Annotated in this window: 14 protein-coding genes and 2 pseudogenes; 8 read left to right on the top strand and 8 right to left on the bottom strand. The window is 64.4% G+C overall.

Going from position 1 to position 24,765, the window contains the following annotated elements; genetic code table 11:
• Window positions 1-16: 16 nt before the first annotated feature.
• The 3 genes and pseudogenes from IPM84_24105 to IPM84_24095 all read right to left on the bottom strand — a co-directional run bounded on the left by IPM84_24105 (window position 17) and on the right by IPM84_24095 (window position 4,323).
• The gene (locus IPM84_24105) at window positions 17-919 is read right to left on the bottom strand and encodes a restriction endonuclease subunit S (protein ID MBK9095776.1); all 903 of its coding nucleotides are present in this window, start codon (window positions 917-919) and stop codon (window positions 17-19) included.
• A 368-nt stretch (window positions 920-1,287) separates the two neighbouring features.
• Window positions 1,288-3,134: pseudogene (locus IPM84_24100) on the bottom strand (N-6 DNA methylase).
• Window positions 3,135-3,246: 112 nt separating this feature from the next.
• Window positions 3,247-4,323 carry an SMP-30/gluconolactonase/LRE family protein gene (locus IPM84_24095; protein MBK9095775.1) on the bottom strand — a complete coding sequence of 359 codons (1,077 nt, stop codon included), beginning with the start codon at window positions 4,321-4,323 and terminating at the stop codon, window positions 3,247-3,249.
• A 375-nt stretch (window positions 4,324-4,698) separates the two neighbouring features.
• On the opposite strand from IPM84_24095, the gene IPM84_24090 reads away from it, so the two are divergent.
• From IPM84_24090 to IPM84_24080, 3 genes are read left to right on the top strand one after another with little or no spacing between them, the layout of a single operon-like run.
• Window positions 4,699-10,902 carry an isopeptide-forming domain-containing fimbrial protein gene (locus tag IPM84_24090; protein MBK9095774.1) on the top strand — a complete coding sequence of 2,068 codons (6,204 nt, stop codon included), beginning with the start codon at window positions 4,699-4,701 and terminating at the stop codon, window positions 10,900-10,902.
• A complete protein-coding gene (locus tag IPM84_24085) occupies window positions 10,896-13,628 on the top strand; it encodes an isopeptide-forming domain-containing fimbrial protein (GenBank protein ID MBK9095773.1) in 2,733 nt (910 codons plus the stop codon). Before IPM84_24090 ends, IPM84_24085 begins: the two co-directional genes overlap by 7 nt.
• Before the next feature lie 42 nt (window positions 13,629-13,670).
• Window positions 13,671-14,309 carry an NAD(P)-binding domain-containing protein gene (locus IPM84_24080; GenBank protein ID MBK9095772.1) on the top strand — a complete coding sequence of 213 codons (639 nt, stop codon included), beginning with the start codon at window positions 13,671-13,673 and terminating at the stop codon, window positions 14,307-14,309.
• A gap of 151 nt (window positions 14,310-14,460) precedes the next feature.
• On the opposite strand, the gene IPM84_24075 is transcribed toward IPM84_24080, so the two are convergent.
• From IPM84_24075 to selD, 4 genes and pseudogenes are all read right to left on the bottom strand, one after another.
• The gene (locus tag IPM84_24075) at window positions 14,461-15,699 is read right to left on the bottom strand and encodes an NAD(P)/FAD-dependent oxidoreductase (GenBank protein MBK9095771.1); all 1,239 of its coding nucleotides are present in this window, start codon (window positions 15,697-15,699) and stop codon (window positions 14,461-14,463) included.
• Window positions 15,700-15,709: 10 nt separating this feature from the next.
• On the bottom strand, window positions 15,710-16,570 hold the full coding sequence (locus IPM84_24070; GenBank protein ID MBK9095770.1) for a nucleoside phosphorylase: 861 nt from the start codon (window positions 16,568-16,570) through the stop codon (window positions 15,710-15,712).
• A gap of 19 nt (window positions 16,571-16,589) precedes the next feature.
• Window positions 16,590-16,955: pseudogene (locus IPM84_24065) on the bottom strand (DsrE family protein).
• A gap of 42 nt (window positions 16,956-16,997) precedes the next feature.
• Window positions 16,998-18,047 (bottom strand): selenide, water dikinase SelD, encoded by a 1,050-nt coding sequence (gene selD, locus IPM84_24060; GenBank protein ID MBK9095769.1) that lies wholly within the window; start codon window positions 18,045-18,047, stop codon window positions 16,998-17,000.
• A 112-nt stretch (window positions 18,048-18,159) separates the two neighbouring features.
• Here selD and IPM84_24055 point away from each other — a divergent pair, with 112 nt between their 5' ends.
• Window positions 18,160-19,077, top strand: a complete 918-nt coding sequence (locus tag IPM84_24055) for a LysR family transcriptional regulator (GenBank protein ID MBK9095768.1) — start codon at window positions 18,160-18,162, stop codon at window positions 19,075-19,077.
• A 90-nt stretch (window positions 19,078-19,167) separates the two neighbouring features.
• Here the strand turns inward: IPM84_24055 and IPM84_24050 are convergent, their stop codons facing one another.
• Complete coding sequence (locus IPM84_24050; GenBank protein MBK9095767.1) at window positions 19,168-20,436, bottom strand: MFS transporter; 1,269 nt, start codon at window positions 20,434-20,436, stop codon at window positions 19,168-19,170.
• Window positions 20,437-20,713: 277 nt separating this feature from the next.
• Here IPM84_24050 and IPM84_24045 point away from each other — a divergent pair, with 277 nt between their 5' ends.
• From IPM84_24045 to IPM84_24030, 4 genes are all read left to right on the top strand, one after another.
• Window positions 20,714-22,105 carry an insulinase family protein gene (locus tag IPM84_24045; GenBank protein ID MBK9095766.1) on the top strand — a complete coding sequence of 464 codons (1,392 nt, stop codon included), beginning with the start codon at window positions 20,714-20,716 and terminating at the stop codon, window positions 22,103-22,105.
• A gap of 63 nt (window positions 22,106-22,168) precedes the next feature.
• Window positions 22,169-23,341 (top strand): alanine--glyoxylate aminotransferase family protein, encoded by a 1,173-nt coding sequence (locus tag IPM84_24040; GenBank protein ID MBK9095765.1) that lies wholly within the window; start codon window positions 22,169-22,171, stop codon window positions 23,339-23,341.
• 39 nt (window positions 23,342-23,380) lie between these two features.
• A complete protein-coding gene (locus IPM84_24035; protein ID MBK9095764.1) occupies window positions 23,381-23,689 on the top strand; it encodes a hypothetical protein in 309 nt (102 codons plus the stop codon).
• Window positions 23,659-24,342 (top strand): Crp/Fnr family transcriptional regulator, encoded by a 684-nt coding sequence (locus IPM84_24030; GenBank protein MBK9095763.1) that lies wholly within the window; start codon window positions 23,659-23,661, stop codon window positions 24,340-24,342. The genes IPM84_24035 and IPM84_24030 overlap by 31 nt, the downstream gene beginning before the upstream one ends.
• The last annotated feature ends 423 nt before the right edge of the window (window positions 24,343-24,765 follow it).

The following is a 24,765-nucleotide window of genomic DNA, read 5'->3' as shown; positions in this document are numbered from 1 at the left end:
GCCCTTACTATCATTATCATATCACGTTTTCCGATATTTCAATCTGCCCCGTCACCGCCGCGGCGATGAGCGCCGCGCGGCGCTCCTTGAGCAGGGCGAGGCTGCGCGTCGCGGCCGCGGCCAGGGCGTCCAGGCGGGCCGTCTCTGCCGCGATGTGGGCGACGATTATCCGCTGTTCTTTGAGCGGAGGTACAGCGATGCCCAAGTTAGCAACCACCTCGACAGCCAGACCTGGCTGCGCCGCAGACTGAGAAAACTGGTTGAGATTCATGATTTTCAGCAGTTCACCCAGCCACACGAACTCATGCTCGCCTTGGATATAAGCGACAACCGCATGCTCGGTCGCCCAGAAGCGCCCAGAAGCATAGTTGATGTTTCCGCATAGCGCACCCTGGCGACCAATCAGCACATAATCACCGTTATGTGTGAATAAGGAGGAAAAACCTCTTACTCCGTTTCCACCAAACACTGGGTAGTCACCAGTTGGTGCGATTGAGTCGGAGGTAATGAAGTCACCACTCTTCAATAACGCGATGTGCTTCAGCTTTTTAACTTCCCAATGCGCCGGCACCTGCCCCAGCCACGGCAAACCCGACTCGCGCAGCGGCGCATGCGGATCGAGGCCACGGGTGACGGCGCGGGTGATGAGCGCGCGTCGCTTCTCTGCCAGCAGCGTCAACAGCCGCGCCTTGGCCGCGATCAGCGCATCTATCTGCGCGGTCTCGCGGTCGAGGTAGTCAGCGATGGCGCGTTGTTCTTCAAGTAGTGGATACGCAACCCTTTGATTGAGATACGCGTCGGTGTCGAGGTTCTGAATTCCGGTGGTCTGCTTTATTGCAGGTATGTTGAGGCGGCCTGTGTATAGGCGCGCATGCGCGTATGACCAATATCGCGGATGCATTCCGGCGGCAATAACCATTCGTCCGATGAAGTTAGAGCAGATGGCGTCATAACCATGATCGAAATACACAACACAGCCCACGGGCTGATTATCGCCACCTCCCGACTTTTCGATCAGTAAGTCACCTGTATGAAGCAATCGGTTGGTGCGGTCTTTGATCTCGATAGCCCGGCGCGTCGGCGGATCGTCCGTAACTTTGAGCCGGGTTCGGTCAAAATCTGCAACACGAACACAGATAATGTCGTCGATGCCGTTGGGCTCATCGCCCCACACGCCATTGAACAATCCAGTAATCGACCATTTCAGCCGGTCGATCCTCCAATGCGTTGGTACACCGTCGAGCCATGCCGGTTCGCTCAGCGCGCGAGGTGCATCTCCGCCGTTAGTCATTGCGTCACCTCCCGCAGCAGCCGCAGGATCTCCTCCTCCGCCTGCTTCAGGTCCGCATCAATCACTTCCAGCGACCGCGGCGCGGTGTATTTGTAGAAGTGGCGGTTGAAATTGATCTCGTAGCCCACCTTGTCCTTGCTACGATCCATCCACGCGTCGGGACGTGAGGACGCACCTCGCGGGCGAAGTAGGCGGCGATGTCTTCGGTGAGCGGGATGTTCTCGAAGTCGCGCAGGTCGGGATCAGGTTCGACGCCCTCACCCCCGGCCCCTCTCCCGGAGGGCGAGGGGAGTCTGACCGGCGCGGCGGCGGGGTCTTTGACGGTGAAGACGCTGCGGAAGAGTTTCTGTTCGGGCGCCTTCCAGCGCGCGCCGCGTCCCCGCAGGAGAAGCTCGATGGTGGCCCAGGTCGCATCCCAGTCGTTCGACGGTTCGCGGCCGAGCGTCTCGTCAATGGCCTGCACGTCGTCCAGCAGATGCGGGCAGGCGTCCAGGAAGCGCGCCTTGTCTTCGGTGGTCATCTGATAGCGCAGGCGCAGCGGCCGCTCCACGGTGACGCGGGTGGCGCCGAAGTCGGCGTTGGCGAAGATCTTCGAAGTCTCGCCGTCTTCGAAACGACCGTAGAGCCGCACGATCTCACCGATCTGGTCGCGGCCGTCCTCCTTCTCGCCGATCTTGCGCCGCTTGTCGCCCAGGCTGCGGCGCATGGGCACGTAGAACGCGCGCGCGTCGAGCAGTTGAATCTTCCCCTTGCGCCGCGGCTCCTTGCGGTTCGTCACGATCCAGACGTAGGTGCCGATGCCGGTGTTGTAAAACATCTGCTCCGGCAGCGCGATGACCGCCTCCAGCCAGTCGTTCTCGATGATCCATTTGCGGATGTCGCTCTCGCCCGCACCCGCGCCGCCGGTGAAGAGGGGCGAGCCGCTGAAGACGATCGCCAGCCGCGAGCCGTACTTCTGCTGGTCGGGCAATACTGGCTCGAACTTGCTGATCATGTGCTGCAGGAAGAGCAGCGAGCCGTCATTGACGCGCGGCAGCCCCGCGCCGAAGCGACCGGCGTAGCCCAACTTGTCGCGCTCGCGTTCGATCTCGCGCTGCTGCTTCTTCCAATCCACGCCGAAGGGCGGGTTCGCCAGCAGATAATCGTAGCGCTCGCCGCTGAACTGGTCGTCGGTGAAGCTGTCGCCATAGCGCACGTTGTCGCCGCCGCCGTTGTGGTCCACCTGCTTCATCAGCATGTCGGAAGCCGCGGTGGCGAAGGCGCGCTTGTTGTAATCCTGGCCGTAGACGTAGAGCCGCGCCGCGGCGTGGTGCTCGCGCAGGTAGTTCTGCGCTTCGGCCAACATGCCGCCGGTGCCGCAGGCCGGGTCGAGCAGCTTGCGCACCGTGCCGGGCGTGGCGAGCAGCGCATCGTCGTTGATAAACAGGATGCTCACCATCAGCCGGATCACCTCGCGCATCTTCTCGATCTCGCTCTCGAACTCGAAGAAGTCGAAGATGGTGCGCACGTTGGCCGAAAAGCCCTTGATGTAGCTGACCAGGTGCCTGTCAATGTGATCGGGGTCGCCCTTGAGCTTCTCGAAGTCGAGGGGCGAGTGGTTGTGGAAGCGTTGGCCGGCCGCGCGGTTGAGGAGCAGGTCGAGCGCGTCATCGTTCAGCTTGCCGCCGGCGCGACGCGCATGTTCAGCCAGCACCTGCGCTTTTGTGGGCGATAACAGGCAGTCGAAGCGGCGCAACACCGTCATAGGCAGCATGACGCGTTCATACTGCGGCGGCCGATACGGTCCGCGCAGCAGGTCGGCAATCTGCCAGATGAGATTAGCGAAGTAGTTGTGATCGGGCATCGTTCACCTGGGATTGAATTGGTCAGATCATACTGAGAGGAAGCCTGGGCCATGGGCAGAGTCGCCTATACAGCCCAGGCTTCTTCATGCCTGCGTGGGGGCAGGCAAACGTCTACTCTCCGAATTCTGTCTCAGACGAATCCGGATCGAAAAGCTGTGCGCCGGGGTCGTCAACGAACATCCGCAGGACGGCGAAATGATTGGGGTCGCCGCTCAGCAAGGCGTGGTTGACGATCAACAGCGAGCGGGTGCGTGCGTCGAAGGCGATGCCGGCCGGGTTGTCGAGCGGGATGGCGTCGCCCGGCGCGCTGGCATATCGAACCGTCTCCGTGCCGTTCGCCGCCAGCACCGAAATCTGATTCGAGAGCGCCAGCGAAACATACAGGTTGCCCACGGAGTCGAACGCCAGTTGATCGGGCATCTCGCCGGCGATGTAGGTGTGGATGACTGCCAGGTCGGCCTCAGTGGGCTGATCCACCAACGGCAGCCGGTAGATAGTGCCCTGGGCTGGATTGGCCGCCGAGGAGGAGATCGCCACGTAGACATGGGTGCGCTCGCGATTCAGGCGGATGCCGTTGGCGCCGAAGGGGATGGGGCCGCCGCCCTCGAACTGCGCGCTCTGGAACCAGATCTGCGCCGCGCCGCCGCCGGGCGCATAGCGCCAAATGGTGGCCTGCAGCGAATCGGTCACGTACGCGTAGCCTTGCGGATCGAAGACAACGTCATTGACAATGGGCGGCATGTCGAACGCGGTCGGCGAACAGGAGCCGCTGAACGGGCAGATCGGCAGATCGGGGACCGGATCGCCATAACCTACCTGGGCGTAATCCAGGCCCTGCTTGGTGAAATAGATCAAGCCAAGCTGCGTGCTCAAGGCGAAGAGCCGGCCAGCGCCGCCCCATGCCATGTTACTCAACGCGTGTTCGAACGCCAGGTTCTCGCCCGTGACCAGAATAGTCTGCTTGAGTGTACCCGTTCGTCGGTCGAAGACCTGGATCGCCGAAGGGCCGGTGCCGGCCGTGCCGAAGCGCGCCGGGCCTGATACGAAGACAGAGCTGCCATGCGCAACGACGCCTTCTGGAAAGCCTGGCGTTGCGGGTACAGTGGCCAAGACATCAATATCGCCGATTTGCACAGCCTGCGCCAGGCCAGAGCCAGCAAATCCTAAGGCGATCACCACCAAGAGCATGATGGCGGCACGCAGCCGCCTGCCAACGGAAACATACATACGATTCATCGTGTCCTCCTGAGACTCACATATTACGTCCGGAAAACTCAAGGCCCTGGTAAAGGCCTGTTTGCGATCGTCGGGAATTATAGCACAACTTCACGTCGTTTTTGGAATCGGCCCCCGCGGCGCGCGACAATCTCACATTGTCAGCCAACTGTAAAGCCAATCCCCGCATCTCTGTGCTATGATAGCCGTCGAGAACGAGCAGGACGCCGGCTATCGTACGCCCGTCCGTTGTTTTTGGCGATTTTTACCCGACTGTCGCTCAGCGATACGATTGGTGAAGACGCCCGGGTTTTCGGTCGTTGAGCTAGAGACAGGAGATCATCCAGAATGTTTTACCGCCGAATGCAGGCCAATCAGGCCTACCTTGTGCTTGTGTCTTTGTTGGTTGTCTTGTTGACCCTCGTCGCGCCGGCTGCACCGGGCCTCGCGGCGACTGCCAACGCCGAACGTTTTGCGGCCCCGCAGGCCGTTACGCCTGTCGCCTCTCTGACCGTTCCCTCCACCACGATGATTAGTGAAGGCTTCAGCTTCACGGCCGCCTTCGATAACACCGGTACGGGCGCCGAGGTTGGCTATGGCCCCTATGTGGACCTGTTCCTGCCCATTGGCGGCGTGGACGCCACCAGCAACAGCGGGCCGAACGATGGCGTCACGTTCACCAGCGCGACCTACCTGGGTATAGCCGTGAATTCTGTCACGCAGACCTGCGCACCGGACGGAACCCTCACCCACCCGCTGACCGGCCTCTCGGTGACCTGCCCGGCCTTGCCGGGTAACTTCGATACCTCTTTCACCTGGCAGTTTATCAACCTGGAACTGCCTTTCGGCTCCTTTGCGGCTGACCAGCCGGCGGCAGACATCACAGTGACCGCCAATCTCAGCAATTACGCCGATCTGAGCACGGCGCTGCCGATCAAGGCACGCGGCGGCTTTCGCTACGGCGCCGATCCGCTGGACAACCCAACCACCGACCCGCCCATCATCCAGGCGAGCCTGACCAGCGCCGACGTCACGCCCACCCTGATCAAGCTGATGAAAACCTACCACGGCCCGGAGGATGAGACCGCCACCGGCCCCAACTTCCCGCGCGAGTACACGGTGGCCGTGGATATTGCCGATGGGCAAACGGTGACCAACCTGGACATCAGTGACTACCTGCCCGGCAACTTACAGTTCGTCCAGGTGGTCAGCACCAGCCCGACCGCCACCTGCGGCACGCTGCCCGGCGCCACCACGCCCGGCGGCAATCTGGTTTGCACCTTCGCTTCGGTGACCGGCACGACGGGCACATCCGACGCCACGGTGCGTTTCCGTTTCTACGTGCCTCTCAACGATGCGGGTAGCAATCCAGTCATCAACGCCAGCACCGGCGACGATGTGCAGTGCATCAATCAGGCCGGCGCGCTGGGCGATTGGACGCCGCTCGATCCGCGCGACCTGGGGGGAGTGGATAACGCGTCAGCGGGCGGCAGCGGCGATCCGCCCGAACACATCCTGGGTTGCAAGTCTATCGCCATCCAGAAGGGCGTGGCCAACCTCACCGACAGCACCAACTCGCCCGGCGATGTGCTCGAGTACACTCTCAACTTCCAGGTGTCCGACTTCTTCGCCTTCCAGAACGTAATCATTGACGATCTGGCGTCCGACGGCCAGCACTTCCAGTCCAGCTTTGCGCCGACCCTCCAGGTAAACGGCAACGACTTCACGCTGGCCGCGGCGAGCATGGACGGCGGCAACGTGAACATCGTCTGCAACTACACCGGCGGGCCGGGCGCGGAGTGCGACAGCGACAACGGCGCCGCCAACGACGGTACGACCGCCATCGCCTTCGACATCTCCGCCGAAGTGACGCGCGGCCGACCGGATGGCAAGCTACTGGGCGGCTGCGTCCCCACGGCGGGCGGCAGCGACTACGACTGCGATCCCTTCGACAACGGCGCGACGACAGCTACGCTCAAATTCCGCACCGTCATCCTGGACGCCTACACCGACGACTACCCCTCCGGCGATCCGAGCGTGGACCAGGGCGATATCCTGAACAACGATGTGACCATCAGCGGCGATGTGTTGAACAACGCCGACCTGATCCCCACCGGCAACAGCGAGGCCGACACCAGCGCGGCCGGGCTAAACATCGCCCAGGGCAGCCTGGAAAAGACGATCTACGCCAAGAACGGCGTTGCCTGTGCGCCGCAGCCGTGCAGTGCAGTCCAGGGGACGCCGGGCGATACCATCACCTATCGCCTGCGGTACACACATCCAACCAGCGACTTCGAGCAGTTCAGCATGGAAGACTTCGTGCCGCTGCCGGTCTTCAGCGCCACAGAGGTAACCTCCTTAAGCAACACGGTCTGCGGCACGCCGGCGGCCGGCGCGGCCTGCCTGGGGCCAGCCGACACCTATCATCTCCTGAGCGGCGCGGTGACCCCCGCCATGACCACTAATGCGGCCAACAACACGGTCAAGTTCACCTACGGAAATTTCGACGATCCGACCAACCCCACCAGCGTTGTGGACATCCTGTTCACGGTGACGATCGAGGGCGATCCTTTCGCCGACGGGCTGTACCTGACCAACCAGGCGCGCTCGACTGAGGGCACCACGCAAACCACCGTGCGCACCGCTGACGCCATCGTGCAGTTCCAGATCTTCGAGCCGGTGCTTGGGATTCGCAAGGGCGTCATTGCGACGGACAAGGCCACCGCGACGTTCAGCCCAGCGACCGTTGCACCTACCAACGTCTCCGTCTCGGCGCCTGGTTCCGCCTGTCCGCGTCTGAGTGGCAGCGGCCTGCCGGTCACTTCAAGTAACCTGGGCACAACGTTTACCAGCGACCTCAGCGGCCTGGATGCCGGCGACCTGGCGACCTTTGTCATCGTTGTGGAAAACACCGGCCGCGGTCCCAACGGCGCCTTCGATGTGCGCATCAAGGACGATTTACCGGCCGGTTTTGTGGCGCCGGCAGGAGGCATCAATCTGTGCGCCACCGACGGCACGGGCGCCCTGTTCAGCGTCACCGACCTGGGCGGCGGCCTCCTGAGCACAGGCATCGAGTTGATTGACCCCGGGCCGACCAACCCGGCGGCCGGCGCTCTCGACCGCGGCAAACTGGCCGATGGCACGACTGTGACCGATGGTCGCAATATCGTCATCTTGACCTTCGACCTGCAATTGGACAGCTCGGTGCGGCCCAATCAGGCCATAGACAACACCGCCACCCTCTTCAAGTACGCGGGTCAGGAGGGGGGGGCCGATTTCACCGCCACCGATCGCACCGACAGCGCCCAGGTCAAGATTTCGCCGCCGGCATTCGCCAAGGCGCTCACCGGCACTGAGGTCACCGACGGCGACAACGGCGCCACCCAAGCCGTGATCGGCGAACTGATCACTTACGAGCTCACCGTCACGATCCCGGAAGGCGTCACGCCCTCAGCGCAAATCGCCGACACCCTCGCCACCGGTTTGGCGTTCGTCGATATCACCAGCGTCACGCTCTCGCCGGGAGTGAGCACCGCCAACGCCATCGGCACGGGCGCCAACCCGGCCAACGTCGCCGTGGCCGGCGGTGGCGGCTCGTTCACCGTCAACTTCGGCAACACCACGAACGCGAACACCGACAACGGCGTCGCCGAGACCATCGTCATCGTCTTCCGTGCGGCCGTCCTGAACCTCGCAGGCAATCAAGCGGGCACGACGCTCGGCAACGCCGCCACGTTCAGTTACGACACGGGCCCGAGCCTGCCCGCCACGGCCGCCAACGTCACCCTGGTCGAACCCCGCGTCCTCGCCGGCAAGGAGGTTTCGAACGACGGCACAACCTGGTCCGCCAGCCTCAACACCGGCGACGCTTCCGCGCCCCTCTACTACCGTGTTCGCCTTAGCAACGGCGGCGCCGCGCTCGCCCCGAACGCGGACGTCGCCACCACCGCGGAGTTGGCCAACTTCACCTCGAGCGGGTCGATCCCGGGCCGGTTTACCTCAGTGCCATCGCCGATGGACGGGGTGGCGCTGGCCGTCGGCCAACGGGTGCTCGTGAAGAACCAAACCACTGCCAGCCAGAACGGCATCTACAGCATCACGGCGACGTCCAGCGGCACCTTCACGCTCAACCGCGCCACCGACGCAGACACCGCCGCCGAACTGTACCGCAGCCGCCTGGTCAAGGTCGGCAGCGGCACGGCCAACGGCGGACAAGTGTTTGAGTTGACCAGCACGGTTGCCACGCTGAACACCGACGCGGTCGTCTGGACCAGCATGACTTCCGGCGCCCTGACAGCGTTCGACGTCACGCTCAACGACCCGCTGCCGGCCGTTTACGCGTCCGTGGCACTCAACAACCCTGTGACCACCGCCGGCTTCGGCGCCACGCCGGCGCCGACCTTCGCCGACTTCGAGATCGTCGGTGGCGTCCTGCGCACGAAGGCCGGGGTTTCCTTCGACATGCCCACCGGCAGTTCCGTCGAACTGGTGCTCTCCGGCACGTTGTCCAACGGCGTCAACCCGCAGCAGAACCTCGACAACATCGCCACCGTTCTCTGGACTTCGCTCAACGACGACAAGTCCAGCGCCGATACCCCAACCCAGCGTTCGGTCCACAACGCCAGTTCGACCGAGCGCACTGGCGCGGACGGCGTGGGCGGAGCGTTGAACGACTACGCGGCCAAAGGCTCCGCCAACGCCGTGTCGTCGGCCCCGATCCTCAGCAAGTTGATCGTCGCGACTTCGGAAAGCCACACCCTCGAAAACAAGGTGTTGGCGGACTTCACGGGCACGGGCTTCACCAGCTTGGCCGGCACTTGGGCGTCCGCGCAGACGATTCTGCCGGAGTTCGTGCGCATCGGCAGCCCGGCCACGGGCACGGGTGGCAGCGGCACACTCACCTTCGGTTCCGCTCAGGACCTCCGTGGCTACAGCGCGCTCGGCGTCGCCGTCCGCGCGGCCGCCGGCAATGCCGCCACCACGATGCGACTGACGCTCACCGACAGCGACGGCACCACGGCGCGCTTCGATGTCACCATGTCGAGCCTGACGGTTGGCGCTCCCGGTTTCACGCAATTGACCTCGGTGGCCCTCACGGTGCCATCTGCCGCACCGACGGGCGGCAACGGCGTGCTCAACCTCGAAGCGATCGTCTCGATCCAAGTGGCCGGGAGCGCCAACAATGCCGTCCGCTGGGACATTGACCGCATCGTCGCCCTGCGCACGCTGGCCGTGCCCGGCGAGATCGTGCGGTATCGGCTAACGGTCGAATTACCTGAGGGCACTTCGCCCGATTTCATGGTGCAGGACAACCTGCCGCCCGGCATGCGCTTCATCAACGACAGCACCGTGCGCGTGGCTTTCGTCGCCAACGGCGGCGGCATCGCCTCGACGACTGCGGGAACCGGCAACGCGACGGTACCAGCCGTCACCGACACCGGCACGGCGTTGAACCTGAGCGGCAACGGCGACACGGTGTCTTCCTTCAGCCTTGCCGTCGGCAGCGTCAACGGCTTGCCCATCGGCGAAGGCACGGGTTTCGATTCCACCGTGTCGAGCAGCCGCACCGACGCCCGCGTGACGGCCGATACCTATATTGACGGCACGGATCCGATCTTCCGCCTCGGCACGCTCGTCAACAGCGACAACGATGCCGATGCCGAGTATGTCGTGATCGAGTTCAATGCCTTGGTCACAAACGACCGCGACAACACTTCACCCGACAACGGCAGCGCTCAACAGGCCGGCGTCAGTCTCGACAACACCTTCCAGACCGCCATCAACAGCAGCACAAGCAATACTCAGGTCGGGTCCACCAGCTCAGCCAACGATTTCAGCCGCGTCGTCATCGTCGAGCCGCAGATCAACAATCTCAGCAAGGCCATCACGACGGCGCCGGTGGATGCTGGCGACCCGATCGCCTACCAGATCGAGTTCTCGAATAACACGGCGCACCCGGCCCAGTACGCCCCGCAGGTGCGGGCCGCGACCACGGCCGCGTTCAGCGCCACGTTCAGTCCCACCGGCGGCATGGGCGGCGCGGGTCGCTTCACCGGCGCGCCCGCCAGTGTGGACGGCGTGACGCTGGCCGAGGGCGACCGCGTGTTGGTCAATAACCAGTCGAGCGCCAGCCAGAACGGCATCTACAAAGTGGTGGACAGTCTCAACGGCATCTGGGATCGCGCAACGGATTTCGACGCTGCGGCCGAGATGAACCTCGGCTACCGCGCCTTCGTTGCCTCGGGCACGGCCAACGGCGGCAGGACTTTTGCTCTGGATGCTGCCGTCACCACGATCAACACCAGTGCGATCAGCTTCTCTGCAGTGTCCGCCAATCCAGCGGTCCAGGCGGCGACAACCGGCGTACTGCCCGGCACGTACACCTTCAACGCGACGGGTGGCACAGGCGGCACGGGCCGGCTCACCTGGACCGCAAGCCCTCCGGCGACCATTGACGGTGTGACCTTGTCTCCAGGCACGCGTATCCTCGTCAAGGACCAGAACAGTACCGCGCCATCGGCGCAGGTCCAGCGCGGGTGTACGTGGTGGTAGACGCCAACAACTGGGATCGTGCCAGCGACTTCGACACGGCTGCGGAGTTCCCGGTCGGAATCCAGACCTACGTGGTGGGGGGGACCAACAACGGCGGCCGGACGTTTGCGCAGACCGTGTCGGTAACCACCATCAACAGCAGTGTCCCGGGGTGGACTGTCGTTGATCAGGTTACCGCCTTCGATCTGGTGCTAACCGACGCGCTGCCACCTGGCGTGCTGTTCCAGAGTGTCACCATCGTCACGCCGGACCTGCCGGCCGGCCAGACCTTCACCGCCAACGGCCCGTTCACCGGCGGCTCGGTCACCGTTCCTACGGTTGATACGAATGGCACGATCACCGTCAACCTGGACAAGCTTGCGCCGGAGTCGAAGATCAGCGGCACGCCCACGGATGTGACCATCACCGTCAACGGCATCGTCAGCAGCTCCGCTGCCGCCCGCCAGGAAATCGTCAACACCGCCCGGCTCAGCTACACGGGCCTGCCGGGGGACAAGGGCACAGCATCGAACCCCACCGGCACTGATCCGACTTCCAGTAGTTCGGTGGACGCTTCCGGCGGCCAGTACGGCGAGCGCAACGGCAGCGGGGTGACGGCAACGGACAACACGCTAGTTAACTACGGCGCCTCCATTCGCAACAGTTACAGTGTAGCCTCCACCGTCATCACGTCGCTCGATCGGCCCAGCGTCAGCAAGTCCTTCAAGGACGGCACTCTGACCAACGACGATACCAGCCTGGCTGCCACCAGCGGCGCCAATCTGACGATCGGAGAACAGGCGACTTTTGACATCCTGGTCACCCTCCCCGAAGGCTCGACGCCAGATATGGTCGTCAGCGACGTACTGCCCGACGGTTTGCGCCTGGACAGCTACGCCGTGATCACCCTGGCCTCCGGCAGCGGCCGGCTCAGCCAGGACTTCGTGGGTACGCTGACCAACAACCCGCCCTCGGTCTCCCCGGCCCTACCTGTGACTGGCGCCGGCGCCGCTTCCTTCAGTTTCGGCAACAGCGTCGCTACCGCTGATGGCGTTGCTGGCAACAACGCCTTTGTCCTGCGTGTCACGGCCACTGTTCTGAACATCCTGGGCAACCAGAATGGCGTCACCCGGACGAACAGCGCCACCGTGCGTTTCGACGACCCCGCCATCGCCGACCGCACCGTGACCAGCACCGGCGGCGATCCCACCATCACCGTGGTCGAACCGATCCTGGCCCTGACCAAGCAGCAGATCTCAGTCGCGCCAACACCGGCGCAGGTCGGTAGCGTCGTCACCTACCGCGTGACTGTGGCCCACGGCGCGGGCAGCGCCGCGCCCGCCTACGACGTGCGCATCACCGACGCCTTGCCCGCCGGTCTGACGCTCAACCTCGGTTCGGTGAGCGTGACGCTCAACGGCAGCGCCTCCGGCGCCGTCAACAACTCGGCAGGCAATGCCATTGACGTCAGCGTAGACGCGATTCCGAACGATGGCAGCAACGTGGTGATCGAATACCAGGCCACGGTCAACGGCAACGCTGATGTCACCGTGACCAATAGCGCCGATGCTCTCTGGACCACGTTGCCCGGCGCCAGCACCGACGAACGCGGCGAGGGCGACGGCAACCCCGACGGCGCTGAGCTGCTGGGCAGCGGCGCGCTGAACGATTATGAAGTCGTTGGCAGCAGCAACCTGAGCGTGCCGCTGGACATGGGCGATCTGCCCGACAGTTACGGGACGACGACCGCCAATGGCGGCGCTCGCCATCTCCCCAACGGCCTGACCCTGGGCAGCAGCATTGACCAGGAAACCAACGGCCAGCCGAACGCCAGCGCAACCGGCGACGGCGCGGACGAGAACGGCGTCAGCGCCAGCAGCCCTTCGGCCAACTGGGGCGGCGGAACCGGGGCTTTCCTGGTGACGGTCAACGGCGGCCCTGGCTGCCTCAACGCCTGGATGGACTTTACCAACGACAGCGGATCGGGGGTTGGCGCCAGTTTCGCCGACGGCAACTTCACCAAGACCGGCGGTTACGACACCTATTCGAGTTTCTCGGAACACCTCGTGCAGAACCAGTTGCTGACCAACGGCGTGACCGACGTGACTTTCTCTGTTCCGACCAGCCTGCTCGGGGGCGGCAGCACCAGCTACTACTTCCGCTTCCGCCTCAGCCCAACCGACGGCAACGGGCAATGCACGGTCCCGGTTGGCCCAACAGGCCTGGTTTCGGGCGGCGAGGTGGAGGACTACCAGGTCACCTTCCCGCCGTTGGCCGCAACGCTGAACAGTTTTAGCGCCGAAGCGCAAGGCGACCGCATCATGGTCATCTGGGAGACGGTGAGCGAGCTGGACAATATCGGCTTCAACCTCTATCGCAGCGACAGCGCAACAGGCGCCCTGAACCTGTTGGCCTTTGTGCCGTCGCAGGGGCCTGGCAGCTCCCAGGGCTTCGCCTACTCCTACGATGATCTGGACGTACAGATTGGACAAACCTACTGGTACTGGTTGGAGGACATCAGCGTGAGCGGCGTCACCACACTGCATGGGCCGGTCAGCGCCACGCTGCAGCAGCCAACTGCTGTGACGCTTGGGGAGTGGCAGGCAGGGACGTCGCAGCCCGCCCTGCTGGCGGCGCTGCTGGCCGTTGCAGTCGGGTTGGCGATCGTCCTGGGCACTCACGGAGTCAATCGCCGCGAGTCGGTATTTTTCAATATCGAAAGATTTGATGTAGAATTGAAAAATTGAACTGAACGAGTTGAGTGATTTCACAAAAAGGGAGATAAGCACATGAAGATCGGAATTCTCGGTTCGGGTATGGTGGGGAAGGCGTTGGCGGCGAAGCTGACGGAGCAGGGGCAGGATGTGATGGTCAGCTCACGCAGCCCGGAGAAGGTAGCCGCGTGGGCGGCGGACGCGGGGGTCAAGGTCGGTTCCCTCAGCGAAACGGCTGCGCACGGGGAGATCATGATCAACGCGACCAAAGGTGATGCGTCGGTGGACGCGCTGCGGGCCGCGGGCGAGGCCAATCTGGCCGACAAAATCCTGATGGACATCGCCAATCCGCTCGACTTCTCACGCGGGATGCCGCCCACGCTGTGGGTGTCCAACACCGACTCGCTGGGCGAGCAGATTCAGCGGGCCTTCCCACAGGTGAAGGTGGTCAAGACTCTCAACACCCTCAACGCCAACCTGATGGTCAACCCAGGCGGACTGGGCGGCGGTGATCACACCATTTTCGTCAGCGGGAACGACGCCGCGGCGAAGGCCGAGGTCAGCCGCCTGCTGGCCGAGTGGTTCGGCTGGCGCGACATCATTGACCTGGGCGACATCACCACCGCCCGCGGCACCGAAGAGCTGCTGCCGGTCTGGGTCCGCCTGATGATGATGTTCGGCCACGCCAACTTCCAGTTCAAGATCGTGAGGTAGGCCGGCGAGGAACATCAGAAGTTTCATGGCTTTTCACGTAACTGCTGGGTCGCCTCATTCGGCCGGTTGACAGACCTGGCCCCCCCCGCCAACCCCCTTTCCTCCCCCTGGGTCCCCCGAATATCCTCTTCGGGGGGGGCCGGTTACCTTTTCACAGGATAACCGGGATGCCGAGCGCCTTGCCGCCCAGCGTCATTGCCCACTGCAACGCCGCGCGTCGCGGCCCAAACGGCGCCAGCCACCACTGCTCGAATAACACCTTGCCCCAGTGCCAGGTCTTGCCCATCCGGCGCAGTTGGACTTGCGGCGCCGGCTCGGCGTAGAAATCGCCAAACGCATAGCCGGCCAGGCTCTCGCCCGCTTCGAGCATACAATAGCCGATCCCTGGGAAGGTTCCCCCTGCGCCGGTCCCCATGATCTCCGCGGCGATGCGGCGCGCGACGACCTCGGCTTGGGCGTGGGCAAAGACGCCGGCCTTGGGCAACAGCATCGGTACGTCGGGTTTCCAGCGGCCGGGGATCGAGACCGCCGTGACATCGCCCAACGCGAAGACGTTCTCGTGCTTCGTCGCCAGCGTGTGGCGGTCTACCGGCGCCCAACCTGCCTCGTTGGTCAGGCCCAGTTCGCGCATGATGCGCGGGCCGCGATGCGGCGGGATGGCGACCAGCAGATCGTACTTGACGGTGTCCCGGCCCTCGAAAGACAACTCGTGCGTTGCCCCCGCCACCTGCGTCAGTTTGTGCAGCGGGTGAAAGGCGACGCCTTGCCCTTCCAGCATTTGCTTGACCGCATCACCGAGCGCCGGGCCGGCCACCGGCATCGGCTGGGCTTCCGGCGTGAAGAGGTGAACGTCCACGTTGCGCAGCCCGCGCTGCCGCAGGGTGTTGGCGATGAGCATCGCCCCCTCGTGCGGCGCGCCGGGGCACTTATAGGGCAACGCGCTGACCACGACGGCCACGGTCCCGCCGCCGAACTCCCGCAACGCATCACGCAGCCTGGCCGCGCCGTCGAAGGTGTAGAAGGTGTGCGCCGCTGCGGCCAGGCCGGGGATGGCCTCCGGCGCCAACTCCGCGCCCAGCGCGATGATCAGGGTGTCGTAGGCCAGCGTTTGCGCGGTGGTGACCACGCGGCGATTGGGCAGATCAATGCTTTGGGCTTCGGCCAGCACGACTTCGACGCCGGGCCGCGCCAATTGGCGCACGTCGCGCGTGATTTGCTCCGGCCGGCGGTCGCCCGTCATCAGCCACAGGAACGAGGGCGCGAACGCGTGCTGCGCGTTCTTTTCGACCAGCACGATGCGATGCTCGCGCGGCAGGAGCCGCCGCAACTCGTTGGCGGCCACCAGCCCGCCGATTCCGCCGCCCAGGATCAGGATCGTTTTTCCGTTCATCTCACTCATCTCACTTTCTGTCGTCTTCCATTGCTTCGTTCTCGACCCATGCGCCACCCGCGGGCGGGCCGAGGTTCGATCCGCTCATGAACCCCCTCACCGTCAGGCCGATCACCTGGAGCGCATCGTGGCTGCCCCCATCCAGACCCTTCTCGAAGTCGCCTTCCGCGACCGCCATCTGGTTGGTGATGTGCGCGAAGCACACCACGTCTCTGTCCTGGGCCTCGGCGAAGGCATAGAGCGCGGCCGCTTCCATCTCTACCCCGGCGATGCCTTCGGCGCGGGCAAATTCGATGGCTTCGGCCGTTTCGCGGAAAGGCGCATCGGTGGTCCAGGATGCGCCGCGCAGCACGCGGATCGCTGCGCCCGCGAAGGCATTCTGCAAACGCCCGGCCAGCGCGGGTCTGATGACGCTGTAGGCCGCGGGCGGCCGGTAGTGATAGCTGGTCCCTTCATCGCGCAGCGCCCGCTCGATCAGTACGAAATAGGGCGGCTGTCCCGCTGGGACGATTTGGCCGGCTGATGTGATGCTGATGAGCAACCGGCAGCCGGACGCGAACAACTCTTCGGCAACCAGGACGGCGAACGAACCGCCGACGGCATAGGGCACGACGCCGCACTCGATGCCCGCGCAGGTGAAGGCATAGAGCTGGGTATGGTAGCACGCCCAGTGCGCATGTGGCGTGGCCTGCCCGGTCGCGATGAGATGCTGGGCGAGGTCGCCGTCCGGGTCGAGGACGCAGACGGCCGGGATGGCGCCCTCCGGCGTTGTGCGCTGGCGCCGGGCCTCGCGCAGCAGGTTGTCAACCTGGAAGACCGAAGGCGCAGCATAGGCTTTGTGCTCGAGGATCGGCGCGCGGCGCTGTTGCATGTTTACGAACCTCCGGCAATTAGAAAACCAACACCTGGTCGGCGGCGGCCGTCCAGGCCGCCAACATCTGCATGTTGCCCGGCTGCGTACCTTCGAAGAATCGCTCTGGCCCGAACCCGCGGGCCTCTGAACAGGTCCCTCAGGTGGCGACCTGGCCCTGGCGGGCGATGGATTGCAGCATGCGCTCGATGTTGTAGTAGCCGTTCGGGGTCTTCTGGCCGGCCACAGCGCAGTTGACGCCGTCCCCCAGCATGAACACCTGCACGTGGGCGTCCGGCAGCTTGGCCAGGTTCATCGCCAGGCGCAGCGCGTTGTAGGGACGCTCGTTGCCGTAAGGCCCGTCGTTGATGATGAATAAATAGGTCCGTTTACCGTCCTCAGTCATGGTTTGCGCTCCTCTTGTGTCTGTGTGGCGCGCGTCGCGCGCTCAGGGTATGACCTGGATCCGCCCCGGCGCTCCGGGTGTGATCTCGCCGATGACTGATCCTGTGATGCCGGCCTGGCGCAACTGCGCCAGGAGCGCGGCGCTCTTGGCGGCCGGCGCGGCGATCAGCAGCCCGCCGGAGGTTTGCGCATCGCACAGGATGGCCTGCGTCTCGGCCGAGATCCCCGGCGCCCAGTCTACGAAGCGGGCCAGGAACCGGGCGTTGTTGCGCGAGCCGTCCGGGATCGCGCCCTGCCGGGCCAGGTCCCAGGCTTCCGGCAGGACGGGCGCTTGCCCGGCGTGGATCCTGGCGCCCACCCCGCTGGCTTCGACCATCTCGCGCAGGTGGCCGAGCAGGCCAAAACCGCTGATATCGGTGCAGGCGTGGACCCCGACCGCCAGCATGGCCGCGCTGGCCGCACGGTTGAGCTGGCTCATTACCGCGATCACGGTCGCGATGGCGCCGTCGGTGACGAGACCCCGATCAATGCCGGTCGTGATGATGCCCAGACCCAGCGGCTTGGTGAGCACCAGCACGTCGCCCGGCCGCGCGCCGGCATTCGTGACCATGCGCCCCGGATGCACGATACCGGTGACAGAGAGGCCGTACTTCGGCTCGAAGTCTTCGATGGAATGACCGCCGCCCAAGGCGACGCCGGCCTCCGCCAGTTTGGCCGCGCCGCCGGCCAGGATCTCGTCGAGCATACTCAGCGGCAACGTCTTGACCGGAAAACCCACCAGGTTGAGCGCCAGCACGGGCCTGGCCCCGACCGCGTAGATGTCGGACAGCGCATTGGCGGCCGCGATGGCGCCGAAGGCAAACGGGTCGTCCACGATCGGCGTGATGGTGTCCACCGTTTGGACGAGCGCCAGCTCGTCGCTCAAGCGGTAGACGGCGGCATCCGCGCCGTGGGCGAACCCGCTCAATAGATTGGGGTCGGTGGGGGGCGGTAAATGACGCAGCACCTGCGCCAGATCGGCCGGGCCGATCTTACAGGCTCAGCCCGCGCCATGTGAAAGTGAAGTCAGTTTGACGCCAGGATAGGTTGACATGCAGGCACTCCGATGCGATGACGGCGGATAACAACAGTTGACAGTCTACGCCCGATGAGGTGATAATGCAATAGTCAATGATCTATCGGAGCGATAACTTCAGGTTATAACTATGGACTACCGACTCACCGTTTTTCGCGCGGTCGCGCGGCGTCAACATTTTTCGCGCGCGGCCGACGATCTGGACCTCAGCCAACCGGCCGTCTCCAAGCACATCCGGCTGTTGGAGGCGGAATGGGGCGTTCAGCTTTTTCACCGGCTCGGCAGCCGCGTGGAGCTGACCGACGCCGGCCGCATCCTGGCCGATTACGCCGAACGCGTGGCGGTGCTCACGGAGGAGGCGCGGCGCGTGCTGGCGGAGATGGCGGGCTTGCAGCGAGGCTATCTGCGGCTGGGGGCGAGCACGACGCCGGGGCTCTATCTGCTGCCCGAGATATTGGCCCGCTTCCAGGCGCGCTATCCGGGGGTGGAGGTCACATTGGCGATCTCCAACAGCGCGGATGTTGCGCGCCGCGTGCTCGATGCCGAGTTCGACCTCGGCTTCGTCGGCGCGCCGGCTGCGGCGCCCGGGTTGCAAGTGCGTCCCTTTGCGGAGGATGAGATCATCCTGATCGTGCCGCCAGGCCACGCGCTGGTTCAACAACGCGCCCTCGCGCCGGAAATTTTCGCCGGAGCCACCCTGATCCTGCGCGAAGCAGGTTCAGGCACGCGGCAGCTTGTCGAGGCGCACCTGGCGCAATGGGGGTTACGGCCCAAGCGGGTGCTGGAGTTGCCGGGGTGTGAAGCGGTGAAACGCGCGGTGGCGGCCGGGCTGGGCATCGCGTGGATCTCACGCCGCGCCGCCGCGCTGGAAATCGCGTACGGGCTGATCTGCGCGCCGGACATCCCGACCCTGCGTATCTCCCGGAGCCTGTGCGTCCTGACGCGCAAGGACGCGCGCCCCACGGCAGCCAGCCTGGCGTTTCTGGCGCTGGTCTTGCAGGAGGCGGCCACGTCGCACTCCGAAAAATCGCCGCGGCCGGTCTCCTGACCGATGGCATTCCTGCCGCCACGATGTCCAGGTGGCCGTCGAAGTCGGTCTGTTGATGGGGCAGACGCGCGGATCGCACGTGACCGCTGATCACCCTGGCAGCGGCTGCTCGCGAAAGCGCCAGATGGCCCAGGTGGCTGCGGCGTAGGCCAGCAGGGAGATGACAAAGAGCGCGGGGAAACCGGCGCCGTCCACGATGAAGCCGCCGATGCCGGTCAGCAAGACGGTGATGCCAACCAGGGTGTTGGTGAAGCCGATGTAGAGCGAACGCGCGGCCGGCGGGGCCATGTCGAGAAGCAGGGGGCCAAGTGAGACGCCTACGGCCGCATCACGCACGCCGACCAGGATGAAAATCAGGACAACAAGCGTCTGCGCGCCGAGGAGACGGCTCAACGGCCAGGCCATGAGCGCAAAGGCCAGGACGAGCACGCCCAGGCCGGCGCCAATGCGCAGCACGTAACGATTACCACGCCGCGCCGAAAGTTGACCCCAAACGATGTAAGCCACCAGGCTGGCCGCGATGTTGGCCGACAGGAAAATACCCACGGCGCCGGCCGCAACCTGCAGACGCTGCGCAGCAAAGACGGTGAAAAAAGGCGTAGCCATGCTGCCGCCAATCAAGGCCAGGCGCAGCCCCAGGAAGCCGCGAAAGTTCGGGTCGGTCTGCAAGGCGGTGCGCGCCCGCCGCAACTGACCGATCAAGCTGGCACGCGGGACCAACGCTTGATTGATCGGCTCGCGCAGCGCCGCAAACGCGGCCATGCCGGCCGCGGCCAGAACGCTGGCCACGGCAAACATCAGCGCAAAATTGTTGGGAAAACGGATAGGGCTGGTTTCGCTGAGCAGGCTGCGCACCCAAACGCCCGCGCCCACGCCCAGCAGGCTGCCCAGCGACAAACGCCAGGCAAAGAACAGCCCGCGCTGACCGGGCGGTACGACCTTTGCCACCACATCCATGAAAGACAGGCCGCTGAAGCCAGCCGCCAGTTGGTTCGCCATCAGCAGCGTGAAAAAGAGGAGCAACTGCCAGCCTTTGTCCTTGACCGCGTAAGCGGTCAGTGCCAGCAGGACCAGGCAGATCGTGCGGATGACGGCCATGACCCGATAGATGGGCAGCGCCGTCGGTTTGCTCTGAAACCAGCCCGACACCCACAGTTGGGGCAAGAACCAACCCGCCTGGCTCATCGGGTAGACCAGGCCCAACAGGATGGGCGAATCGGTCAGGAAGCTGGCGAACGTCACCAGCACCAGACTCGGATCGAACAGGGTGTCAACGCCGCCGAACAGAACACCGTTGAGCACGCCCAGGTTGAAATCGCGACGCCGCGCGGCCGCGGTGATGGATTGAATGACGCTCATACGCCTCTCACATGAACCTTGCACGCAAAACCGGCCCGGCTGCGAAGCCGGGCCGGCCCTCAGGGTTCCCATCCTAGCATAGATAGCACAAGTGGGCAAGAATCACATCACAAGCATCAAATGTAGACACAGCGCATGTCTTACGATATAATCAGCCCTCAGAATACTATCCAATCAGGGAGCTAAGAAACGAGAATTGAATAAGTGTCCGAACGTAGCCAACCCGTAGGCCCTTGAACCAGACAGATCAAAAATTCTCGTTCCTAACCAGACACCATTGAGTAATCCGATTCATCCGCTATTACAGATCGAACAAACCACGTTGCCCAACGGGCTGGCGCTGTGGTGCAAGCAGCGCCCGGGCAGTGGCTCGGTGGTCCTACGGCTGGTGGTGCGCGTAGGCGCCCGCTACGAGTCCGAAGGCCAGAACGGCATCGCCCATTTTTTGGAGCATCTGATCTTCGACGGCACCCCGCGCTGGCAAGAGAAGGATATTCGCCAGGTCATCGAACGCGTGGGCGGCAGCTTCAACGGCTACACCGGCCACGAAGGCACCATCTATGAGGTCGAAGTGCTGGCCGAACACCTGGGCCTGGCGCTGGACTGGCTGGCAGAGATCGTCTTCCGCAGCAACCTGAGCGACGAGCAGGTGCGTAAGGAGAAAGGGGTCATCTTCCAGGAGCGCGGCGGCCGCATGGGCGCCTTTTTCAACTGGCTGGAAGACCTGGCCGACCGGCTGCACATTGAATACGATTTGTACAAGAGCCTCATGCGCCAGTTGTTTCCCGGCGCCGCGCTGGAGCGTGAGGTGACCGGCTACGAGCGCACCCTGCAGCGCATCACACGCGCCGATCTGTTGGCCTTCTATCACCGCTTCTACATTCCCAACAACATGACCCTGCTCATCGTGGGCGATGTGCAGGCGCCGGCCGCCTTTGCTGAGGCGGCGCGCTGGTTTGGCGACTTCAAGGTCGGACCGACGCCGCCAGCGTTGCCGCGGCCACGGTCAAGCCCGTCCCGTTTTGTGGAGGTGCGCATGCAGTGGCCCGACTGGATTGACCGGGCTTATCTGTGGTACGGCGCGCGCACCGTGGGCCTCAATCACCCGGACCAGGCGTCCATCCTGGTGCTCAGTTGGATCATCGGCGACCGCCTGCGCGAGGAGATGCGCGAGCGACGCGGCCTGGTCTACTGGCTGGGCGCGGCTAACAATACCATGACCGATATCGGCTACTTCAGCATCGAGACCGATGCCGATGGCGACAAGGTGGACGCCATTCTGGAATATATTGATCAGGTTTTGGCTGGGGTCAAGCGCGGCACGCTGGAACAGACCGATCTGGACTATGCCAAGCGCGCCATCCGCGGGCGCAATGTGCTCTCCATGGACAGCAATGATCGTCTGGCCGAAGTTTTTACCGGGCCGGCGCTGACCCTGCGCCCCGGCGAGTCGCTGCCCGATTTTTTTGCCGAGATCGAAGCCGTGACCCTGCACGACCTGCAGCGTGTGGCAAGCACCTATTTTACGCCAGATAACAGCTATCTGGCCCTCTCGCGCCCCGCCTTCACCTTTCGCGACGCGGCCATCGGGGTGGGCGGCGCGCTGCTGGCCCTGGCGCCCGTGGTTTACACGCGCCTGCGGCGCAAGCAGCAGACTCCCGACGCCTGAGCCTATCTTCTCCAAAGTGGGACAAGGAACACCATGCAGACCCAGAAAGCACGCAAGTTGCTCATGATCCCCGGCCCCATCGAATTCGAGCCGGCGGTGCTGGCGGCCCTGGCGGAGCCGACACCCAGCCATGTGGCGCCGGATTTCATCGAGGTGTTTGGCCGGGCGCTGGACAATCTGCGCACGGTTTTTCAGGCGCCCGACGGCCAGCCGTTCGTCATGGCCGGTTCCGGCACCCTGGCCATGGAAGCGGCGGTCGCCAATCTGTTGGAGCCAGGCGACCGGGTGCTGCAAATCAACACCGGCTACTTTAGCGACCGCATGGCCGCGATCTGCGAGCGTTCGGGCGCGCTGGTCACGCACGTGCCCGCGCCTGCGGTGGGCGATGCGCCTGGCCTGGCCGAGGTGGAGCGGGCACTGCAGCAAGATCGTTTCACACTGATGACCATCACGCATGTGGACACTTCCACCGGGGTGTTGACCGACGTGGCCGGCCTGGCGAAACTGGCGCGCGCCGCCGGCGCGCTCAGCGTGGTGGATGGCGTCTGCTCGGTAGCCGGCGAAGCGCTGCCCATGGCCGACTGGGATGTGGACGTGGCGCTGACCGCGTCGCAGAAGGCGCTGGGAGCGCCGCCGGGCCTGGCGTTGGTGATGGCGCGACCGCGTGCCCTGGAAGCCTTCCGCCGCCGCACCCGGCCCGTCGCCAGCTATTACGCTGACTGGAGCAACTGGCTGCCGGTCATGCAGGCCTATCAGGCGCGCAAGCCGGCCTATTTTGGCACGCCGGCCGTCAACCTGGTGCTGGCGCTGGATGTCAGCCTGGCGCAGATCATCGCTGAAGGCATGGAGGCCCGCGTCGCTCGCCATGCCCGCCTGAGCGAGGCGATCAAAGCGGCGCTGACCGCCCTGGGGTTGAGCCAGGTGCCGCTGCGGCCGGCCGTGGCTGCCCACACCCTCAGCGCGCCCTATTTCCCCGACGGTGTTGACGGCGCGGCGCTACTGGGCAAAATCAACGCGGCCGGTGTCATCCTGGCCGGCGGGTTGCATCCGGCCCTGCGCACGCGCTACTTCCGCATCGGTCACATGGGCGCGGTCAACGCGGCGGATGTCCTCGCCACGGTCGGCGCCATCGAACAGGGCCTGCACGGCGTGGGCTATCGCTTCGACGCCGGCAGCGGGCTGGCCGCCAGCCAGCGGGTGATGCAAGGCCAGGCCGGGCATCCGCCGTTCGCGTAGCATCCCATTACTCTGACCATGCCGCCTTTGGAATCTGATATGCCGCCAGGCTGGCGCCGGGAACTGAGCCGGATGCAATCGTTGAGTGATGCAGCTTTGTGGGGCATGGCTGGCAGCATCATGGATGAACGTCAGCAAGCCGAGCTGGAAGCATTGGCGGAACTGCAAGAAGAACGCGCACTGACCGCAGCGGAACACGATATACTCACGCGCTTGATGCAGGAGGCGGAGTACACCATGTTACGTCGAGCCGAAGCCTTCCATTTACTCGCGCGTCGGGGATACTCGGTCTTCGTTTATCAAGACAAGGATTCTGCATGGCTATTAGCGCCGCGCTTGCCTCCCTGATCGAACAACTCCGCAAAGTCGTCTTCCTGACCGGCCTGGACGACTCGGTCCTGGCTGCGCTGGCCCGTGACGCGCTGTGGCGCGACTACGCGGCAGGCGAGGTGGTTTTCCTGGAAGGCGAGACATCCCCGGGCCTCTATGTGCTGCAGCGCGGCTGGCTGAAGGTGCTCAAGACATCACCGGAGGGCCGGGAGCAGGTCCTGCGCTTCATCGGCCCCGGCGAGACTTTCAACGAGGCGGGGGTTTTTGCCAGGCGCCCCAACCCGGCTTCGGCCATTGCCCTCGAAGAGGCGGGGGTGTGGCTCCTGCGCCGCGATTCTATTCGGCGCCTGCTGAGCGAGCGTCCCGACTTCGCCGAACGCGTGCTGGAGAATATGGCGGGTCGCGTGGCTGACCTGGTCTCGCTCGTGGCTGACCTGTCGCTGCGGCCTGTCACCGGCCGGCTGGCGCGGCTCTTGCTCGACGAGGCCATCGGGGATACGCTGCACCGCCCGCGCTGGTTCACCCAAGCCGAACTCGCCTCGCGCCTGGGCACGGTGCCCGATGTGATCCAGCGCGCCATGCGCAACCTGGAAGCAGAAGGGGTCATCGCCGTCGAACGGCAAAGCATTCGCATCTGCGATCGGGCCGCGCTGGAGAAGCTGGCAACGTAAGCAGGCGAGACGCAAGGCCAGTCGGCGCAGGCCGACATGGCGGCGGGAACGCCCCTTCGCCCCGAATTCATTCGGCGGCGCCCCCCCGTCACAAGAAACCGACTTTTGTCGGCGACACGGCCGACCTCCCATGCTATGCTCTGACATCCCCTGCTCTCATCTCGATGAGTCAGAAGCAAGGAGAGTTGACATGACCCATGTATTGGTTCCCCATTGGCAGGAAAAGGTGATATTCTCGCCGGCCGGCCCACAGCCGCAGGTTGTGGCCGAGAGCGCCAAGTTCAAGACGATCATGGCCGGGCTGGAGCCTGGGCAGAAGATTCCCCGCATCCAGAGGCAACCGCCATCTATCACTTCCTCGACGGCAGCGGCTGGATGCAGGTGGACGATGAGCGTTTCGCGGTCGCGGCGGGCGCTACGGTT

The organism is Candidatus Amarolinea dominans, assembly GCA_016719785.1.
GTDB lineage: Bacteria > Chloroflexota > Anaerolineae > SSC4 > Amarolineaceae > Amarolinea > Amarolinea dominans.
This window is presented reverse-complemented; position numbering and strand designations above follow the sequence as displayed.